Here is a 17,020-nt window from a genome sequence, read left to right on the forward strand (position 1 = left end):
GTGTGTTGGTCGGACTCTGGACGCCCTTCCCGGCCGAACCCAGTGCTGCCTGGCGCAAGAAGGCACCCGAGCGTCTGCACGCGTTGACCACCGCGTTCGATCGCATTGACCTGGAGGGTCCGCCGGAGGTCATCGCCCCCGGGCTCGCGATCATTGCGTCAGCGCACCGCCTGATCGCGGGCTCCGAACTCTTCGCCAAGGGAGCTGAGCAGGAAGCCGCCGAGGGCGGCAGCGCCACCGAAATGGATCTGCTGCGCGCCGAGGTCCACCACTACAGGATGCTCTGCGGCGAGTTCCGCAAGCAGGCCAAGAAGGCGCTGGATCTCTCAGGCAGCTGAGGCAAATGCCCCAAGCCGGCATGCCCGGAGTCAGCCGAGACGAACACAAGCTGAACCGTCTCACTGATCTCCGGGCACCGCAGGTCACCGACTCGCGCTACCCGGACTTACCTGAGACAGGACACCTGGACCGTCGCTGAGGAATGCCCCGCGGATCTGTCCAGGTCGGCTGAGACAGCTGAGTAGCCGCTGTCTCAGCCGACCTCGACCACCGCACGTCACAGCACCACGTCTGCGCGACGGCCCTCGACCGTGAGCGGCGTGCGATGAGTCAGAGCAGCCTGTGGTCAGTCGACGGGGGCGACTCGGATCAGATTGCCGTCCGGGTCCGCGACGACGAACGTGCGCCCGAATACCTCATCGCGCGGCTCGCTGACCACTCGAACCCCCTCTTCCACCCACCGTGCGAACTTGCGGTCGATCGCCTCGGGTCCGCCAGGCAGGGCCAGACAGACCTCGCTGGTGCGTGGCACCGCGGGGGTCAAGCCGTCCATCTGCCCGCTCCAGAGAGCGAGGTCCACGCCCTCGCCGAGATCGAAGGCGATGTAGCCAGGGGTCTGGAAGCTGGGCTTGATCTCGAGGAGGTCCGCGTAGAAGCGGGCCGCTTCGGGCGCGTCGTTGACGTAGACGATGAACACGATCGAGGACGACATTGCTCGCTCCTTGGGTCGGTCTCACTGAACGACCGGAGCCTGCACGTCATTCATGACGGATCCCGTCATGTTTTCTGAGATTCTCGATCTCGTGACTCCGGATCGCTTCTTCTCGCTGCTGCTGGTGCTGCAGTCGCGGGAGACCACGACGACCGCCGAGCTGGCGACCCAGGTCGGTGTGTCGGTCCGTACCGTCCTCAGAGATGTGCAGTGGCTGCAAGAAGCAGGCTTCCCCCTGCTGGTCCGACGCGGCCGTTGGGGCGGGGTGACTCTTCTACCCGGCGGGTTGCTCGACACGTCACGGCTCACTCCGAACGAACGGGACCACCTCGCGCTCTACGGCCTCGACGACATGCAGCGCGAACAGCTGGGAGCCATGGCCGACACCCAGCGCGCGCACCAGAAGGTGCGATCGACGCTGCGCCCGTCGAGCACCGGTGCGCTGCCTCTGAGCGCGGTCGTGACCACCGACAACAGCCCCTGGTTCTCCCGGGACGCCGAGGGCCTGCCTCCGGCAGCGCTGGTGGGCGACCTGCGGCGGGGGGTGCGGTTGCGTATCTGCTACCGCCGGTCCGAGGAGACCGAGCCCACGTGGCGGATCATCGACCCGTACGGCCTGCTGGCCAAGGCCGGCAGGTGGTATCTCGTGGCAGACTCCGCAGGTCGTCCGCGCCTCCACGCGCTGGAAAGGCTCGTCGACTGGGAACCGATGCGCGCGGTTCGTCGGCTGCGGCCGGGCGCGACCCTGGACGGCGTCGCGGCCGAGCTGACGGCGCACTGGGAGAACCCGAACACCTTCCGGATCCATGCCGAGCTCGACCTGGACCAACTAGGCAGGGCGAGGCGCATCCTCGGCCGTCGGCTGACTGTTCGGGACGCTACGGGAACGCGACGCGTGAGCATCGCGGTCGCCGGCCAGAATGTGGAAGTCGTGCGCCTGCTCCTGCAGTTCGGCGACAGCGTCACCGTGACCGGCCCCGTAGAAGCCCGCGAACATATCCGACAGCTCACCAGGCAGATCCTTCAGAAGTACTCCTAGAGGGGTGCTCCCTCTGAAGCTCCCACACCAGGTGCCGACCTCGTCCGGAGCACCGCCTGGCAGTCCGACCAAGCGGGCTCGCTCAGCAAGGGCCGGAAGCGGGTGAACAAGGCGAGGAGTTCGGCTCCCCACTTCTCGCGAAAGGCGGAGTCGATGCGGGCGAGGTCGAGTTCGTTGGCGGCGGACAGTTCGGCGAAGTCCCGTCGCTGCTGCGGCTCCAGAGTGTGGAGTCGGCCGGTGAACCGGTTCCGGAAGGCCCCGTCGGCATCCGCGAGCGTCGGATACGTGGCCTTCCGGTCGCAGGAGGCGTAGAGATACACGAGCGTGTACAGCAGCGCGATGGCCTGGTCGGCGGCGACAGGAGGACAGGTACGCGGCTGGAACGACGCCAAGCACCGGCTGGGTTTCCGGGTCTTCGGCGTGGCCGTGGGCACCCCGCGCGTCGCCGAGGCCGACTCGGTCCTGGACACCCTGTGCGACAGCCTCCGCACGGTGGAGGACCTCACGGACGTCCACGCGGCCGCCGACCTGTTCCGCGTGATCTGACACCGGTCACGACCCGCCGGTCACGACAAGCCCCCGACGATGCAGAAGGGATGCCCGGCCGGATCCGTGAGGACCCGCCATCTGTCCTGCTGCGGCTGATCCGGTTTACCCGCCCCCAGCTCCAGCAGCCGGGCCTCGGCCGCATCGACATCCACGACCCTGAAACAGCAGTGCAGTTGCTGCGGTACGACCTGGCCGGGCCAGCTCGGAGCTCGGTAGTCGTCGACCCGCTGAAACCCGATGTCGAACCCGCCCTCACCGTCCAGCGCGGCGAACTCGGCGTCCGACTCGGGGTGGAGTCCAAGTCCGGTGGCTTCCTGGTAGAACGCCGCCAGGGCGAGCGGATCAGGGCAGTCCAGGGTGATCGCGCTCAGCTTCATCAGCGGGGTCATGGCGCCTCCGGGCGGCTCTCTGGGGACTCCGGCCCCGCACACCCTAGAAGGGGCCGGTCGCTAAATCGTTCGACGAGTCGGGGCGGGCACCGTCATGATCCGCACTCGTGACGACGACTTCGCAGCAGTCCCTGGTCCGGGCCGCCGCCCGGAACAACGCCGAGTGGTGCGCGGCGATGTGCCGGGCGCACGGGGTGTCGGGCGGGTTCGGGGCCGGGGCCTGGGCCTCGGCGGTACGGACGCCGCTCTACTACCCCGACGCGGTGACGCTGGAGCCGCACGCCGACGCGCACGCGGTCGTGGCGCGGATCGACACGGCCTCGCCCGGCGCCTCGGTCAAGGACAGCTTCGCCGACCTGGACGACCTGGCGGAGGCCGGGTTCCGGGTGCTGTTCGAGGCGCGGTGGATCCACCGTCCGGCGGGGGCGCCCGCCACCGAGCCGGGCCCGCCTGACCTCGTGTGGGACGTGGCGGGCGACCCGGACACGCTGCGTGCCTGGGCCCTGGCCTGGGACGACGGGGCCGGAACCGCGGACCTGTTCCGGCCCGGGTTGCTCGCCGACCCGGACACCTTCGTGATCCTCGGACGGGCCGCCGACGACACCGACGGCCGAGTGGTCGCCGGAGCGGTCGCGAGCCGCGGCGAGCACGTGGTCGGCGTCTCCAACGTCTTCGGGCCGGACGCCGCCTGGCCGGTCGTCCTGCACGCGCTCGCCCGGCTCTTCCCCACCCTGCCCGTCGTCGGATACGAGCAGGGCGAGGACTTGGCGGTAGCCCTCCGGTACGGCTTCGAGCCGCTCGGCCCGTTGCGGGTCTGGACACACGCCGGCTAGCCGGCCGCGCTGTCCTCCCCCGGCCGTACGGGCAGGCGCAGACCCCGGGACTCGGCGACACGCAGGGCGTCGGTCAGGCACTCGGCGAGACGGAGGCCGGCGAAACGGACCTCGGTGTACGGCGAGTTCGGGTCGTCCAGCACCTTGCGGGCGAGGCCGAGCACGTCGGCGCCGGTGGCCAGTTGTACGGCCTCCAGCTCGTCGGCGAGACGGGAGAGGTAGCTGCCGTGGTCGTCCGTCACCAGGTAGCAGGGGTTGCCGTCGAGGGACAGCCAGGGCAGGAGCCGGGGGACGGGCGTGCCGTGCGGGTGACCGTTCGCGGACTCCATCAGGCGGCCACCTTCTGCGCGCCGATCAGGTGCTGGTCGAGATCGATCCCGAGGTCGGCGGCGAGCACGAGGGCGAGGCGGCGGCGCTCTTGAAGGGCGGCCTCCCCCTCGTGGGCGGCAAGGTAGGGACGGACCAGGGAAGAGGCGCTGCCGTCGAGAGGACTGTGCAGGCCATACGGGGAACGGTGGCGGGGAAGCTGCGGAGGCTGGGATGCGGAAGGGCAGCTGACGAGGGTGAGGTGCAGGTGGGGAAAGAGGGGACGGTAGAGGCGGCGCCGACGCCGTTTCCCGGTGCCGGGGGCGAAGAGGAGGCGCAGCCATTGGAGGGCGCGGGGGATAAGGTCGTGCATGTCGACGCTCCTTGATCAGCGTTGGCCGTGCCCCGGGAGGTCTAGTCCACCTCGCCGGGGTCTTTTCAATTCGACGCTACACCTGGGTATAGCCCTCTGCATACAAGTACAGAGGGATCCACTCGATCGGGCAGGTCGCCACCGCTCTACGTTGGACATATGAGCGATAGTGAAGCGCCGAAGACCTCGCTGGACCCTATGAGCGCCAGACCGCTCTATGTGCAGCTGGCCGACGTAATCGCCGGGAAAGTCGCGTCCGGAGAGCTGGCGCCGGACAGGCCCATCCCCTCCGAAAACCATCTCGCCGACGAGTACGGCGTGGCACGGCTCACCGCACGGCGGGCCGCACAGGAACTCCGCGAGCGCGGCCTGATCATCACTGTGCGAGGCAAGGGTTCCTTTGTCGTCGAACAGCCGACCGGCGACGTGCCCGAGGAGAGCGAACCGAACGCCTGAAGGGCCGGTAGCGACCACCCCGTTCCGCTACCGCGGCTTGTACGCCAGGAACGTGCCCGCCCGCCGCTTCGCCCCACCCTCCGGTTCCTGCACCACCCGCGTCGTGACCACCAGCCCCGCCTGCCGGAGCAGTTCCGCGATCCGGTCCGGCGGCAGCAGGTGCGACTCGTAGGACACCGGATGGTCGCCGTACGCGCGCGTCGGGCGCAGGTGCTCGCCGTTGCCCACATGGCCCGCCAGCATCAGCCGGCCGCCGGGCGCGAGGGTGCGGTGGAACTCGGCGAACACGGTCGGCAGCCACTGCGGCGGGGTGTGGTGGACGGTGTAGTACGCCAGGATGCCGCCGAGTTCGCCGTCGTCGATCTCCAGCGCGGTCATCGAGCCGACGGTGAAACGGAGTTCCGGATACGCCGCCCGGGCCAGTTCGATCATCCTCGGTGACACGTCCACGCCGAACACGGGCACTCCCAGGCCGGCCAGGTGGGCCGTCACCTTGCCCGGACCGCAGCCCAGGTCGGCGACCGGCCCGAGAGGCCGTGCGAGTTCGGCGAAGGCGGCCAGCATCGCGCGGGACACCGGATCCAACTCGGCGGGTTCCTTGACGAGTCGGGCGTAGTCGGCGGCGACGGTGTCGTAGGACTCCCGGACCGCGGTGAGGTGGGAGGGCTCGGTCATGCCGCGAAGCTAGACGACGGCACTGACACCCCCCCGTACGCCGACGCGAGTACGCCGGATTACTCCCGCTGAGAGACGACCTCACCCCGCCGCCCCGGCAGCGTGTTCCCCATGAACCCGAAACTCAGCCGCCCCGCCCGCCGGACCGTGCTGGTCGTCCACGTCATCGCCTCCGCGAGCTGGCTCGGGCTCACGCTCGGGCTGCTCGCGCTCGGGACCACCGCGGCCACCACCGGGTCCGCCGTGACCGTGGAGGCGTCCGTCCGGGCCATGAAGCTCTTCGCGGACTGGCTGCTGCTCCCCGTCGCGTTCCTCACGCTCCTCAGCGGTCTGGTGCTGTCGCTGGGGACCGCGTGGGGTCTTGCACGGCATCGGTGGGTCCACACGAAGTTCTGGCTGACCCTCGCCACGACCACCGCCACGGTGTTCGCCCTGCGCCCCGGGGTGAACTCCGCGGTCGCCGCCGTCGCCGCGGGCGGTCCGCTGCCCGACGCCGGGGACGTCCTGATGGGACCGGTCGTCTCACTGTCCGCCTACGTCTTCATGACGGTGATCTCGGTCCTGAAGCCATGGGGCCTGACCAGGCGGGGCAGGAGGCTGCGAGCGCCCGCCCGGCGCGCCCTCCAGGATGCCTAAGACACCAGGCTGCTTGCCTAAAGGTATTAGGCAAGTGCACAATCCCTTCAGGCAGAAGGGAGGTGCCGTATGGCACGCGTGGGACTCACACCGGAGCGACTGACCGAGGCAGGCGCGGAACTCGCCGACGAGGTCGGCTTCGACGGGGTGACCGTCTCGGCGCTCGCCCGGCGCTTCGACGTCAAGGTCGCGAGCCTGTACTCACACGTGAAGAACTCCCAGGACCTCCGGACCAGGATCGCCCTGCTCGCACTGGCGGAGCTCGCCGACCGGGCCGCCGACGCCCTGGCCGGCCGGGCCGGCAAGGATGCCTTGGCGGCCCTGGCCAACGTCTACCGCGACTACGCCCGGGAACACCCCGGCCGCTGGGCCGCGGCCCAGTTGCGGCTCGACCCGCAGACGGCGGCCGCGAGCGCGGGCGTCCGGCACGCGCAGATGACCCGGGCACTGCTGCGCGGCTACGACCTGACGGAACCGGACCAGACCCACGCGGTACGGCTGCTGGGCAGCGTCTTCCACGGGTACGTCAGCCTGGAGCTGGGCGGCGGGTTCAGCCACAGCGCCCCCGGCACCGACGTCACCTGGGCCCGGATCATCGACGCCCTCGACACGCTGCTGCGCAACTGGCCCGCGCCCCCTACGGATCCCCGAGGCTGACACCATGCACACCGAGCACGACTGGATCACCACCCCGCTCACGGCGGACCTGCTGCGCGGCGCCCTCGACCTGGAGCGCACCGAGCACGGCCTGCTCCCGCACCGGCTGCCCGCCTGGGCCCGCGCCCAGAACACCAACGCCCAGCTGGCCATGGCCGAGGCGCAGCCCTCCGGCGTACGCCTGGCCTTCCGTACCGCCGCGACGGCCGTCGAACTCGACACGCTGCGCACCAAGCGCGACTACGTCGGCCTCCCGTCCCGCCCGGACGGCCGGTACGACCTGCTCGTCGACGGCCGCCCGGCCGGCCAGGCCTCCGGGACCGGCGGCAACGTCCTCACGGTCGACATGGCCACCTGGGGCGGCGAGGTCACGCCGGGGCCGGTGGGCACCGTCCGCTTCTCCGGCCTGGCCGCGGGTGAGAAGGACGTCGAGATCTGGCTGCCGCACAACGAGACCACCGAGCTCGTCGCCCTGCGCACCGACGCGCCCGTGGAGCCCCTGCCGGACCGGGGCCGCAGGGTGTGGCTGCACCACGGCAGTTCGATCAGCCACGGCTCCGACGCCGCGAGCCCCACGGCCATCTGGCCCGCGATCGCCGCGTCCCTGGGCGGTGTGGAACTGGTCAACCTCGGTTTCGGCGGCAGCGCGATGCTCGACCCGTTCACCGCGCGTGCCATGCGGGACACCCCGGCCGACCTGATCAGCGTCAAGATGGGCATCAACATCGTCAACGGGGACGTGATGCGGCTGCGCGCCTTCGGCCCGGCCGTGCACGGTTTCCTCGACACGATCCGCGACGGGCACCCCGACACCCCGCTGCTGGTCGTCTCCCCCATCCACTGCGCGATCCACGAGGACACACCCGGCCCCACCGCCCCGGACCTCAGCGAGATCGGCGAGGGCCGGCTGCTGTTCGCCGCCATGGGCGACCCGGCGGAGAAGGCCGCCGGGAAGCTCACGCTCGGCGTCATCCGGGAGGAACTGGCCCGCATCGTGCGGCAACGCGCGGACGACGACCCGAACCTCCACTACCTCGACGGCCTCGACCTCTACGGCGAGTCCGACGCCGCCGAACTCCCCCTCCCCGACCACGTCCACCCGGACGCCGCGACCCACCGCCGCATCGGCGAACGCTTCGGCGCCCTGGCCTTCGCCGAGAAAGGCCCGTTCGCGGAACGCTGAGGCCGGGTCACCCCTGGAGGCCCTCGGAGCCCTCGAAGCCCTGCTCCGCCAGGGCCTTGTCGACGCGCGCGCGGTGGGCCGACTCCCAGTCGTCCAGGGTCTCCGCGGCCTCCTTCGCCAGCTTGGCGCGGGCCGCGGTGAGCACCTCCTCCCGGCGTGCCCCCGGCACCACCACGACGCCCTCCTCGTCGGCGACGACCACGTCACCCGCGTCGACGGCCACCCCGCCGCAGGTCACCCGCTCGCCCAGGGGCCCCGCGGCCGCCTTGGTGCCCGGGATGGGGATGACACCGCGTGCGAACACCGGGAAGCGGGCCTCCCGTACCTCGGTGAGGTCGCGGATCAGCCCGTCGAGGACGAACGCGGTGACGCCGCGACGCTGGGCGACGGCGCAGACGTTGCCGCCGGCCAGCGCGTAGTCCAGGTCGCCCGACTCCACGACGACCACCGAACCCGGCTCGGCCCGGTAGATCGCGGCGTGCAGCATCAGGTTGTCGCCGGGAGGGCACCGCACGGTGAAGGCCGGCCCGGCCACTCGCGGCACCGGCCCCCACAGGGGCCGGACCCCGATGTCCATGACCTGCCCGCGGCCCAGCAGATCGGCCAGCGTGGTGGTGGGGATGTCCGTGAACGCGTCTGTGTCAGCCATGACTCGGACCCTAACCACCCCGCACGCGCCCGTGTCTAGATCGGCAGCGGCCTCCCGTGCACCACATCCAGCCTTGTCACCGCCCGCGTCAGCACCACGTACAACCGGTGGAGCCCCCGTTTCTCCGCCTCGGCGATCGCCGCCGGCTCGACGGCCACGACATGGTCGTACTCGAGCCCCTTGACCACGCTCGCCGGCACCAGGGACACCCGCGCGCCGAGTTCCCCGGGCCCCGCCGCCTCAACGCCGGCCGCGTCCAGCGCCGCCCGCACCCGGGGCAGGTCCGCGTCCGCCGCGACGACCCCGACGGATCCCTCCTGGCCCAGCGCCTCCCGTACGGCGTCCACGACCGCCGCGGGCACCCCGTCCGGGGCCGTCTCCCGCATCCGCAACTCCCCGTCCCCGCGCAGCGAACGGGCCTCCGGCACGTCCACGTCCAGCCGCTCCAGCAGCCGGTTGGCGAGGCCTACGACGGCACGCGGCACGCGGAAGCCGACGGTCAGCTCGACCACGGCCGCGTCGGGCTTCCCCAGGTGCGCCAGGACCGTCGGCCACGACCGTGCCGCCCACGGCGTCGTCCCCTGCGCCAGATCGCCCAGGACCGTCAGCGAGCCGAAGGGCGCCCGGCGGGCGATGGCCCGGCACTCCATCGGGGACAGGTCCTGCGCCTCGTCGACGACGACATGCCCGTACCCCTCCGGGTGCTCGATCAGCCCGGCCACCTCGTCGAGCAGCACCAGATCGGCGGCCGACCAGCGCGCCGACTTCCACGACCGGGGCGGCTTGCGCCACAGCAGCGCCCGCTGCTCGGCGCTGTCCAGCAGACCGTCGGCCGCCGCCGCCAACACCTCGCGGTCGGTGAGCAGTTCGGCCACGACCTCCTCCGGCCGCACCCGGGGCCAGACGGCGTCGAGGTACGCGGACACCGGCCGCGCCCGCTCGACCCGGCGCACCCACGCGTTCGTCGGCGGCCCGGCCCGCCGCTCCACCCGCTCGCGCAGACACCGCACGATCCGCGCCCGCACCCGCTCCCGCCCGACCCCGTACGGCGGTTCCTCCTCCCGTACGTCCGCGACGATCCGCTGAAGTTCCACATCCGGCACCCGCCAGTGGTACGACCCGTCCGGCACGGCGAGCGAGCCCGCCCCCGCGGTGCGCACGCGCGCGTACAGCGCCCGCCGCAGCACCTCCGCCATCCGGGCGTCGTGCTTGACGACGGCGGCGGACTCGTCGTCGGTACCCCGGACCGGCCACCGGGCGATCTCCTCGGCGAGCGTCGACTGCCGTACCCCCGTCTCCCCGAGGGCCGGCAGCACCTCCGCGATGTACGACAGGAACGTGCGGTTGGGCCCGAGGATCAGCAGGCCGCCGCGCCGGATGCGCTGCGGGTGCGTGTAGAGCAGATACGCGGCCCGGTGCAGGCCGACGGCCGTCTTGCCGGTGCCCGGCGCGCCCTGCACGCACACCGACATCGCCAGGTCCCCGCGTACGAGGTCGTCCTGCTCGGGCTGGATGGTCGCGGCGATGTCCCGCATCGGCCCCACGCGAGGCCGCTCGATCTCCCGGGCGACGATCTCGCTGGCCCTTGCCTCCCCCTGCCCCAGGTGCTCGTCCTCCAGGCCGGTCAGATCGCCGGAGTCCCCTCGGCTGCCGGCCGCCCACCCGAACCGCCGACGCACGGCGACGCCCTGCGGGTCACGGGCGGAGGCCTGGTAGAAGGCACGCGAGACGGGTGCGCGCCAGTCGACGACGAGGGGCGGTTCGGCAGGACGCTCGGAGATGCGCAGCCGCCCGATGTGCAGCCGCCCACCGGCCCCCTCGAACTCCAGGGCCCCGAAGAACAACGGCCCCTCGGGCAGTTCGCGCAAGGCCTTGGCATGGCTGCGCAGCCGGTACCCGAGCACCTCCGCGTCGGCACCGGACGCGGACACGTCCTCCCCGATGACGACCTGTTCACCGGCGCCCTCGACCATCGCGGCGAGGGCGGCCCGGCAACGCTCGTGATGGGCGCGTTCCCCGTCGAGTACGTGCTGAAGGGCAGGTTCGGTCGACGTCATTCCACCGAGCGTACGGCAAAAAATGTAACCTAGTTAAATTTATTACTCACCCTCACCTTGAAGCCGTGCCGGCAACCCGGCCGCCAGCCGGCCGAACGCCCGCTCCGCCGCCGCCACCGCGTCCGCCCGCACGTCCGCCACCCGCTCCCCCGCCGCGATCCGCCGCCAGTTCTCCAGCGCGAGCACCCGCAGTACGGCCATGATCTGCCCGGCCGCCAGCCGCGCGTCCAGATCACCCCCGAGCACCTCGGCCAGCGCGGCCTCCGACCGCTCCTGGTGCGTGTGCGCACGGGCGACCAGGGAGGGCGTCCCGTAGAGCAGGGCATGGAAGGCGAGCACCTGAGGATGGTCGTTGAGCCCGGTCACGGGGTCACTCCGCTCCAGCCCGTCCAGAAAGTGCCGCCGCAACGCCTCCACCGGCGGCTCCTCCGCCCCGGCCACCACCCGCGCGGCCTCCCCCTCGTGGTCGGCGATCCGGTACAGCACCAGATCCTCCTTGGCCGGGAAGTACCGGAACAGCGTCGGCTTGGAGATCTCGGCCGCCGCCGCCACCTCGGCGACGGACACCGCGTCGAACCCCTTCTCCAGAAAGAGCCGCACCGCGACGTCCGACACGACCTGGTACATCCGCCGCTTCTTGCGCTCACGCAGCCCGGTCTCGCTCATGAGGGGAGCCTACGCAGGGGCCGACGCACCGCCGAGGCTAGGCCAGGGCGCGGGCGAGGTACGGGTTCACCGTGGACCTGACCGGGAGGCCGAGCGAGCCCGTGGCGACCGCCAGCGTCACCGCGTAGGAGTCCACCGCCCGCCGCACGTTCGGGGCGTCCAGGCTCGCACCGGTCACGATGCGGTCCAGATCGACGTACGCGGAGCGCACGATCTCCAGCGAGCGGTACACCCGCCAGTCCTTGCGCCAGTCGCGGGTGTACTCGGCGGGCAGCCGCAGCTCCCAGCGGCGGAACATCCGGTCCCGGATCTCCGGCCGGGTCGGCGTGAGGTGCATGTGCCGGACGAGGTCGTAGAGGGGGTCGCCGACCACGGCCATCTCCCAGTCGATGATGGTCAGCGCCAAGCGGTCGTCGCGCCGTACGAGGTTCCAGGGATTCAGGTCCCCGTGCAGCAGGGCGGGCTCCCGCCGGCTCACCTCGTGCCGGGAGAGGATCAGCCGCAACCGGTCCGCGTCGGGCAGCCCGAGATGCCGGGCCAGTTGCTGCGACTCCTTCGGCAGATCCCGTACCAGGGAGACGAGCTGGTCCCGCAGCCACCGGTGGAAGGCGCCCTCACCGGCGGTCGGATCGATCTGCTTGTACCGCACCCGGGTCAGGGCGCACAGCTGGTCCACCAGGCCGTCCGCCTCGTGCGGCAGCAGTCCGTGGACGGGGTGGTTGGGGGGCCGGTCGGCGTCACGCGGTCCGACGTAGGTGTGGATGGCGATGGTGCCGCTCTGGAAGGTCTCGCCCAACGCGAGCACCCTCGGCGCCGCCACCTCGGTGGACCAGTCCTCGATCGCGCGCAGCACGGTGTGCTCGCTGAGGAAGCCACGTTCCCGGCGGCACACCTCGGGCAGCTTCCGCCGTACGACCACGGGGGATTCGACGCCCGGCACCGACACCACCGTGTTCAGGTGCGCGGTCCCCTTGAAGACCCTGCCCGCAGGGGCGGCACCCTCTGCCAGCAACGCCTCCCGGACCATGGCCGACGGGAAGTCGGAGCGCTCCGGAACACGCCGGTCGGGCCGCCACTCGAACGCCTTCGCGATCCAGGCCCGGCCGCTGATGTCCGTGTTCCCGCGCGACACCAGCCAGCGGAAGAGGACCCGCCTGATCTCGCCCTCACGCGGCACGCTCCCGAGCCGCAGCGGCTCCGCCGCCGTGTCGAGGGCCCGTCGCACCTGGGCCGTCGCCTCGTCCAGGCTCGCCTGCGTGAACGATTCCTCGAGGGACCGGGCGGCCCGCATCACGTCGGGGAACACCGATTGGGCCCGCTCGAAGGCCAGGTAGTGCCGCAGATCCTTGGCCAGTCCGTTGACGGCGGCCGGCCGGATCTCCTGCATGGCCTCGGCCCACGCGTCGACCACCTCGGCCCACTGATGGGCCGGGTACCGCATGCGGACGAGGTGCGTGGCCAGGTCGTGCAGCGGGTCGCCGTAGGTCGCCAGCTCCCAGTCGACACAGATGAGGGGCGGGTCGCCCTCGTAGGACACGATCACGTTGTCCCGGTGCAGATCGGTGTGGAGCAGGCTGTACGGCCGCCGGGCCATGGCGGGGACCCGCCCGGCCAGTCCGGTGAGAGCGTCCTCCGGGATGCCCAGCGCCGCGAACAGCCCGCCGAAGGCCGCCGCGTTGGGCCGCCTGATCTGCCGGTCGGCCAGCTGGGCCAGCGTCTGGAGGAAGCCCTGGCTGTCCATGTCGTTGCGGGGCCAGGCGGACGGCAGGGCGGGCAGTGCCCCACGCCGCACCTGGGCCAGTCGGGCGAGCAGACCGGCCAGCGCCTTGACGATCAGGGTGTCGACGGGTTTGCCGTGGTCGCAGACGCTGGAGAGAGGTACGCCCTCCACAAAGCTGTGGATCGCGAAATCGCTCCGCTCGACCAGGCATTCCGGCGCATGCGGCAGGATCCCCCGGACGGCCTTGAGGATCTCCGCCTCGTTCTCCCAGGTCCGGACGACGACGGGCAGCGCGTCCGGCCGCCGGACACGGACGGTCACGGACGTCCCCGCCGCACGTCCGACCAGCGGGGCCATGCCCTCCGTCAACGGCAGGACGAAATTGCGGTGGTGATGGCCGCTGCTCGCCTGGCCCAGCTCGGCGGCCAGCCTGACGAAGGCCCGGTACGCGGCGTCGTGCGAGGCGCGCTCCCCGAGGAAGGGACGGGGAAGAGGAGGTGCGCCCACTGGCCGCTCCGGAAGTACGAGAAGGGGAGGACGGTATGGCAAACCGTAGGTTCGCGGCCGGTGCCGCGCATGGCAGGTGAGCCATTACGGGTGGTTTGCCACCCATCTGCATGAGACGGCGTGAACTCGTTCTACGGTGGCTGGTTGCCCTTGGGGTACGAACGAGGACAGGCGTTTGACTCAATCGGTGCGCGGTGCGCGAATGCTACACCCAGCCGACCCCTGAGCCCCTCGCGCCTCGACCGGCTCGCGCCTCAAGCCCGCAGCAGCGCCAGAAGCGGTTCCAGGGACGTCAGGACCGCGTCGGCCCCGGCCGCCTTCAGGATCTTGGCCTTGCGTTCGTTGCTCGCGTAGCCCAGGAACGGCACCCCGGCCCGTGCCGCCGCCTCGTGGTCGGACGGCGCGTCGCCGATCATCAGGGCGTCGGACGGCGCCGCGCCCATCGCGCTCAGGGCCCGGGTGAGGCAGTGCGGGTCCGGCTTCAGATGGTGGAGCTCCTGGGTGCGGCCGTAGATGTGGGGATGGAAGCAGGGGACGAGGCCGCGGCTGGTGAGGTATTCGCCCACCACGAGCGGGGAGTTGTTGGTGGCGATCGCCAGACGAGCCCCCACCGCCGTCCAGGTGCGGATCAGCGGGTCCGCGTACGCGGTCGGCATCGCCGAAACAGCGGCCAGCCGCTCCTCCTGGGTGAGCCGTGCCTCCAGATCGGCGACGAGATCGCTGCCGGGGTGCCGGCGGTCCACGGCGCGCAGCACCACTTGCGGGTCGAGGGACTCTCGCTCGCTCTCCGTCAGCAGCCCGTGCAGCCCCCGGCCCTCCAGCCAGGACACCAGGTCCCTCGCCACCCGTTCCGCCGAGTGGTTGGCGAACAGACGGCAGATGGGCCCGTCGAAGTCCCACAGCACGACGCGGGCGCGTCTGATCAGATTCCGGAGTTCGTGCGGATCGCTTTCCGCCTGGACTGTCACCGCACCAGTCTGCGCCGTATCAGAAGTCACTAGGAGAGTGTCAGGTCCGTCGTGATGGTTTCCCAGAGGGCGTCGAACCACTTCTGGGATTCCTGGACGAACGCCGCGTCCCGCTGGCCCGCTCGCTTCAGGAAGGAGAAGAGGAGGGACTGGGAGCCGAGGACGTCGTACATGTCCAGGGTCTGGCTGCCCCACTCCTCCTCGCGCCTGGTCAGCATGTAGTAGCCGATCAGCGCCTCCTCCTGGTTGAGGAGGTACAGCTTCACCGGCGGGGTGAAGGGCAGCGCGCGGAACGTGACGTGGACGTCGATGCCGTGCGTGGAGCGCAGGGCCAGGAAGTTGTGCTGGAGGACCTGGCCCTGGGCGTTGCGCATGGACAGCCAGCGCTGGTGGACCGGGTTGTCGTCGCCGTGGGCCTCCACGGGGACGGGGAAGGCCAGCTCGATGTCCCGGGAGGGGACGAGGATGCGGACGTCGATCGACTCGGGGTGGATACGGCCCTCGTGGATCAGGCGGAGTGGTTCGCCGATGGCGACCATCAGGGTCTCCGCGGTGTGGCAGACCACGTCCACGCGGACGCGGCGGGCCGAGAACGCCTCCGTCAGGCGGGGCGCCAGGCCGACCATCGTCGGCTGGGGCTCGCCCCGGGCCGGAGCGGGCGCGGCGATCCGCGGGGGGCTGCCCTTGCTGACGTTGGTGAGGAGACCGTCCTCCTGGAGTGCGCGCAGGGCCTGGCGGACGGCGCCGCGTTCCACGCCGAACTCCTCCGCGAGGTCGGCCTGGGTGGGCAGGCGGTCCCCGGGCTTGAGCTCGCCCGTGCGGATGCGTTCCCGCAGGTGATCGGCGATCTCCTGGGGCGAGAACCTTCTGCTGCCGTTCACTGCCACGTTCTCCTGGGTCACGACCAAACGCTACAACTTTGATCCATCTGACGGGAGTTGTTTGAAAGTTGTTTATGAGTAGGGGCCAAGTGGGGACAACTTAATCAGAGTTGGTTGCCAACTCCCTTGAGTTGGCGGAAGTTTTGCTTCCGGACTTCCGAAGGGGGAAACCAATGCCCGCCCTCACTCTCCTCGCCGCCATCGCAGTCGTCGCCTTCGAGCAGTTCGTCCAGTGGAAGTACGGTCCGGTCGGCATCGTCGGCCTGCTTCTTCTCACCGTGGGGCTCAAGGCCAACAACTCGGCGGTCAGCTCCGCGGGAGCCGTCGTGCTCGCCCTGCTGGTACTGAGGACCACCCTGTGAGTCACCGCGCCACACCGGAACACCCCGTGGGAGACATCAGCTCGTGAGCACCAGCTCCGAACTGATCGTCTCCCACAGTGCGTTGAACCAGAGGTGCGACTGCTCGACGAAGGTCGTGTCGCGCAGGCCGGGGCCCTGCCGGAAGGAGAACAGCATCGACTGGGTGCCCCGCGCGTCGTACATCTCCCTCCGCTCATGGTCGATCTCGGCCTCCCGGCGCGTCAGCGTGTAGTACGCGAACAGCGCCTCCGAGCCGTTGAGCAGGTACAGCTTCACCGGCGGGGTGAAGGGCAGGGCCCGGAACGTGACGTGCACATCGATGCCGTGCGTGGCGCGCAGGGCCAGCAGATTGTGCTGGAGGACCTGCCCCTGGGCGTTGCGCATCGCCAGCCACCGCTCGTGCACCCAGTCCTCGCCGCGCCCCCCGACCGGCACCGGGAAGGCGAGGTCGATGTCCCGGCTGGGCAGCAGGACCCGGACGTCGACCTTGGCCGGTTTCAGCCGTCCCGCGTGGATCTGCCGCAGGGGTTCGCCGATCGCCAGCGTGAGGGAGATGGAGGTCAGGCACACGGCGTCGATCTCGACGTGCTCCGCCGCGAACGCCGTCGCGATCCGGGGCGCGAGACCCACCGTCGTGGGCAGTGGCGGGGCCTGCGGGCCGGTCAGCGCCCTGGCGAGGTCAGGGGCGACGGTCGCCGGGCTTCCCTTGGACACGTTGGTGAGCAACTGCTCGGACTGCAGGATGCGCAGCGCCTGGCGCACGGCACCGCGCTCGACGCCGAACTCGTCGGCGAGCTGCGCCTGCGTCGGCATGCGCTCACCGGACCGCAGCGCTCCTGACCTGATCCGGGCGCGCAGTTCGTCGGCCACCTGTTGATGTGTTCTCTGTGGCCGTTGCGACCTCTTCCGCCCATTGGCGGAGGTGTGTTCCGGGTCCACAACCAAACAGTACAACTTCCCGCCATCTTCCGGCAGTTCAGCGAAGGGTGGTTATGAGACGCTTCCAAACGGCTATAAGTACAGTGAAGTTGGTCGCCAACTTATGCAACATGGTCAGACGGGCCTCCCTTCCGGAGGGGAGCCGGGAGCCCGGTCGGTGAGCACCACCGCACAACAACCACAA

At 70.8% G+C, this 17,020-nt stretch carries 22 protein-coding genes; 9 read left to right on the forward strand and 13 right to left on the reverse strand.

The features are described from left to right. Positions 1 to 5 precede the first annotated feature (5 nt). Entirely contained in the window at positions 6 to 338 is a 333-nt protein-coding gene (locus ACZ58V_RS34390; RefSeq protein WP_471295048.1) for a hypothetical protein, read from the forward strand. A gap of 287 nt (positions 339 to 625) precedes the next feature. Here the strand turns inward: ACZ58V_RS34390 and ACZ58V_RS34395 are convergent, their stop codons facing one another. Continuing rightward, positions 626 to 991 carry a VOC family protein gene (locus ACZ58V_RS34395; RefSeq protein ID WP_468193854.1) on the reverse strand — a complete coding sequence of 122 codons (366 nt, stop codon included), beginning with the start codon at positions 989 to 991 and terminating at the stop codon, positions 626 to 628. A 52-nt stretch (positions 992 to 1,043) separates the two neighbouring features. Between ACZ58V_RS34395 and ACZ58V_RS34400 the strand changes: the two genes are divergently transcribed. Then, on the forward strand, positions 1,044 to 2,030 hold the full coding sequence (locus ACZ58V_RS34400; protein WP_471295051.1) for a helix-turn-helix transcriptional regulator: 987 nt from the start codon (positions 1,044 to 1,046) through the stop codon (positions 2,028 to 2,030). On the opposite strand, the gene ACZ58V_RS34405 is transcribed toward ACZ58V_RS34400, so the two are convergent. Further along, positions 2,027 to 2,350, reverse strand: coding sequence for a hypothetical protein (locus ACZ58V_RS34405; RefSeq protein WP_468193851.1), 324 nt, complete (start codon positions 2,348 to 2,350; stop codon positions 2,027 to 2,029). The two genes, ACZ58V_RS34400 and ACZ58V_RS34405, sit on opposite strands and share 4 nt — an antisense overlap. Before the next feature lie 4 nt (positions 2,351 to 2,354). Between ACZ58V_RS34405 and ACZ58V_RS34410 the strand changes: the two genes are divergently transcribed. Then, positions 2,355 to 2,576, forward strand: coding sequence for a hypothetical protein (locus ACZ58V_RS34410; protein WP_471295168.1), 222 nt, complete (start codon positions 2,355 to 2,357; stop codon positions 2,574 to 2,576). Between the two features lie 20 nt (positions 2,577 to 2,596). On the opposite strand, the gene ACZ58V_RS34415 is transcribed toward ACZ58V_RS34410, so the two are convergent. Next, positions 2,597 to 2,968 carry a VOC family protein gene (locus ACZ58V_RS34415; RefSeq protein ID WP_468193849.1) on the reverse strand — a complete coding sequence of 124 codons (372 nt, stop codon included), beginning with the start codon at positions 2,966 to 2,968 and terminating at the stop codon, positions 2,597 to 2,599. Between the two features lie 176 nt (positions 2,969 to 3,144). Between ACZ58V_RS34415 and ACZ58V_RS34420 the strand changes: the two genes are divergently transcribed. Next, positions 3,145 to 3,801, forward strand: coding sequence for a hypothetical protein (locus ACZ58V_RS34420; protein WP_471295164.1), 657 nt, complete (start codon positions 3,145 to 3,147; stop codon positions 3,799 to 3,801). Here ACZ58V_RS34420 and ACZ58V_RS34425 read toward each other — a convergent pair. Next, positions 3,798 to 4,130, reverse strand: coding sequence for a hypothetical protein (locus tag ACZ58V_RS34425; RefSeq protein WP_471295053.1), 333 nt, complete (start codon positions 4,128 to 4,130; stop codon positions 3,798 to 3,800). The genes ACZ58V_RS34420 and ACZ58V_RS34425 overlap by 4 nt on opposite strands. Beyond that, positions 4,130 to 4,480, reverse strand: a complete 351-nt coding sequence (locus ACZ58V_RS34430; RefSeq protein ID WP_471295056.1) for a hypothetical protein — start codon at positions 4,478 to 4,480, stop codon at positions 4,130 to 4,132. The genes ACZ58V_RS34425 and ACZ58V_RS34430 overlap by 1 nt, the downstream gene beginning before the upstream one ends. 159 nt (positions 4,481 to 4,639) lie before the next feature. Here ACZ58V_RS34430 and ACZ58V_RS34435 point away from each other — a divergent pair, with 159 nt between their 5' ends. Then, a complete protein-coding gene (locus ACZ58V_RS34435; protein WP_468193841.1) occupies positions 4,640 to 4,936 on the forward strand; it encodes a GntR family transcriptional regulator in 297 nt (98 codons plus the stop codon). 27 nt (positions 4,937 to 4,963) lie between these two features. On the opposite strand, the gene ACZ58V_RS34440 is transcribed toward ACZ58V_RS34435, so the two are convergent. Continuing rightward, the gene (locus ACZ58V_RS34440; protein WP_468193839.1) at positions 4,964 to 5,611 is read right to left on the reverse strand and encodes a class I SAM-dependent methyltransferase; all 648 of its coding nucleotides are present in this window, start codon (positions 5,609 to 5,611) and stop codon (positions 4,964 to 4,966) included. Between the two features lie 111 nt (positions 5,612 to 5,722). Here ACZ58V_RS34440 and ACZ58V_RS34445 point away from each other — a divergent pair, with 111 nt between their 5' ends. From ACZ58V_RS34445 to ACZ58V_RS34455, 3 genes are all read left to right on the forward strand, one after another. Next, positions 5,723 to 6,247 carry a DUF2269 domain-containing protein gene (locus ACZ58V_RS34445; RefSeq protein ID WP_468193837.1) on the forward strand — a complete coding sequence of 175 codons (525 nt, stop codon included), beginning with the start codon at positions 5,723 to 5,725 and terminating at the stop codon, positions 6,245 to 6,247. Positions 6,248 to 6,316: 69 nt separating this feature from the next. Beyond that, a complete protein-coding gene (locus ACZ58V_RS34450; RefSeq protein WP_471295059.1) occupies positions 6,317 to 6,904 on the forward strand; it encodes a TetR/AcrR family transcriptional regulator in 588 nt (195 codons plus the stop codon). A gap of 4 nt (positions 6,905 to 6,908) precedes the next feature. Next, positions 6,909 to 8,087 carry a GDSL-type esterase/lipase family protein gene (locus ACZ58V_RS34455; RefSeq protein WP_471295062.1) on the forward strand — a complete coding sequence of 393 codons (1,179 nt, stop codon included), beginning with the start codon at positions 6,909 to 6,911 and terminating at the stop codon, positions 8,085 to 8,087. A gap of 7 nt (positions 8,088 to 8,094) precedes the next feature. Here ACZ58V_RS34455 and ACZ58V_RS34460 read toward each other — a convergent pair whose 3' ends face one another. The 6 genes from ACZ58V_RS34460 to ACZ58V_RS34485 all read right to left on the reverse strand — a co-directional run bounded on the left by ACZ58V_RS34460 (position 8,095) and on the right by ACZ58V_RS34485 (position 15,562). Then, positions 8,095 to 8,736, reverse strand: a complete 642-nt coding sequence (locus tag ACZ58V_RS34460) for an RraA family protein (RefSeq protein ID WP_471295065.1) — start codon at positions 8,734 to 8,736, stop codon at positions 8,095 to 8,097. A 35-nt stretch (positions 8,737 to 8,771) separates the two neighbouring features. Beyond that, positions 8,772 to 10,793 (reverse strand): HelD family protein, encoded by a 2,022-nt coding sequence (locus tag ACZ58V_RS34465; RefSeq protein WP_471295067.1) that lies wholly within the window; start codon positions 10,791 to 10,793, stop codon positions 8,772 to 8,774. A 42-nt stretch (positions 10,794 to 10,835) separates the two neighbouring features. Next, positions 10,836 to 11,459, reverse strand: a complete 624-nt coding sequence (locus ACZ58V_RS34470; RefSeq protein WP_468193827.1) for a TetR family transcriptional regulator — start codon at positions 11,457 to 11,459, stop codon at positions 10,836 to 10,838. Between the two features lie 37 nt (positions 11,460 to 11,496). Continuing rightward, on the reverse strand, positions 11,497 to 13,686 hold the full coding sequence (locus tag ACZ58V_RS34475; RefSeq protein ID WP_471295070.1) for a phosphotransferase family protein: 2,190 nt from the start codon (positions 13,684 to 13,686) through the stop codon (positions 11,497 to 11,499). 254 nt (positions 13,687 to 13,940) lie between these two features. After that, a complete protein-coding gene (locus tag ACZ58V_RS34480; RefSeq protein ID WP_471295073.1) occupies positions 13,941 to 14,735 on the reverse strand; it encodes an HAD family hydrolase in 795 nt (264 codons plus the stop codon). Further along, complete coding sequence (locus ACZ58V_RS34485; protein WP_468193818.1) at positions 14,684 to 15,562, reverse strand: winged helix-turn-helix domain-containing protein; 879 nt, start codon at positions 15,560 to 15,562, stop codon at positions 14,684 to 14,686. Before ACZ58V_RS34485 ends, ACZ58V_RS34480 begins: the two co-directional genes overlap by 52 nt. Positions 15,563 to 15,708: 146 nt before the next feature. Between ACZ58V_RS34485 and ACZ58V_RS34490 the strand changes: the two genes are divergently transcribed. Beyond that, a complete protein-coding gene (locus tag ACZ58V_RS34490) occupies positions 15,709 to 15,897 on the forward strand; it encodes a hypothetical protein (protein WP_471295076.1) in 189 nt (62 codons plus the stop codon). 36 nt (positions 15,898 to 15,933) lie between these two features. Here ACZ58V_RS34490 and ACZ58V_RS34495 read toward each other — a convergent pair whose 3' ends face one another. Further along, the gene (locus tag ACZ58V_RS34495) at positions 15,934 to 16,842 is read right to left on the reverse strand and encodes a winged helix-turn-helix domain-containing protein (protein ID WP_468193813.1); all 909 of its coding nucleotides are present in this window, start codon (positions 16,840 to 16,842) and stop codon (positions 15,934 to 15,936) included. Positions 16,843 to 17,020 lie beyond the last annotated feature (178 nt).

This window comes from Streptomyces sp. NPDC040589 (assembly GCF_055594445.1).

What these genes read in the sequence shown, in the direction of transcription:
- ACZ58V_RS34420 (WP_471295164.1), top strand. Translation starts at nt 3,145, where the DNA reads ATGTGCCGGGCGCACGGGGTGTCGGGCGGGTTCGGGGCCGGGGCCTGG.
- ACZ58V_RS34490 (WP_471295076.1), top strand. Translation starts at nt 15,709, where the DNA reads ATGCCCGCCCTCACTCTCCTCGCCGCCATCGCAGTCGTCGCCTTCGAG.
- ACZ58V_RS34450 (WP_471295059.1), top strand. Translation starts at nt 6,317, where the DNA reads ATGGCACGCGTGGGACTCACACCGGAGCGACTGACCGAGGCAGGCGCG.
- ACZ58V_RS34435 (WP_468193841.1), top strand. Translation starts at nt 4,640, where the DNA reads ATGAGCGATAGTGAAGCGCCGAAGACCTCGCTGGACCCTATGAGCGCC.
- ACZ58V_RS34440 (WP_468193839.1), bottom strand. Translation starts at nt 5,611, where the DNA reads ATGACCGAGCCCTCCCACCTCACCGCGGTCCGGGAGTCCTACGACACC.
- ACZ58V_RS34455 (WP_471295062.1), top strand. Translation starts at nt 6,909, where the DNA reads ATGCACACCGAGCACGACTGGATCACCACCCCGCTCACGGCGGACCTG.
- ACZ58V_RS34425 (WP_471295053.1), bottom strand. Translation starts at nt 4,130, where the DNA reads ATGGAGTCCGCGAACGGTCACCCGCACGGCACGCCCGTCCCCCGGCTC.
- ACZ58V_RS34470 (WP_468193827.1), bottom strand. Translation starts at nt 11,459, where the DNA reads ATGAGCGAGACCGGGCTGCGTGAGCGCAAGAAGCGGCGGATGTACCAG.
- ACZ58V_RS34400 (WP_471295051.1), top strand. Translation starts at nt 1,044, where the DNA reads ATGACGGATCCCGTCATGTTTTCTGAGATTCTCGATCTCGTGACTCCG.
- ACZ58V_RS34445 (WP_468193837.1), top strand. Translation starts at nt 5,723, where the DNA reads ATGAACCCGAAACTCAGCCGCCCCGCCCGCCGGACCGTGCTGGTCGTC.
- ACZ58V_RS34465 (WP_471295067.1), bottom strand. Translation starts at nt 10,793, where the DNA reads ATGACGTCGACCGAACCTGCCCTTCAGCACGTACTCGACGGGGAACGC.
- ACZ58V_RS34415 (WP_468193849.1), bottom strand. Translation starts at nt 2,968, where the DNA reads ATGACCCCGCTGATGAAGCTGAGCGCGATCACCCTGGACTGCCCTGAT.
- ACZ58V_RS34430 (WP_471295056.1), bottom strand. Translation starts at nt 4,480, where the DNA reads ATGCACGACCTTATCCCCCGCGCCCTCCAATGGCTGCGCCTCCTCTTC.
- ACZ58V_RS34395 (WP_468193854.1), bottom strand. Translation starts at nt 991, where the DNA reads ATGTCGTCCTCGATCGTGTTCATCGTCTACGTCAACGACGCGCCCGAA.
- ACZ58V_RS34460 (WP_471295065.1), bottom strand. Translation starts at nt 8,736, where the DNA reads ATGGCTGACACAGACGCGTTCACGGACATCCCCACCACCACGCTGGCC.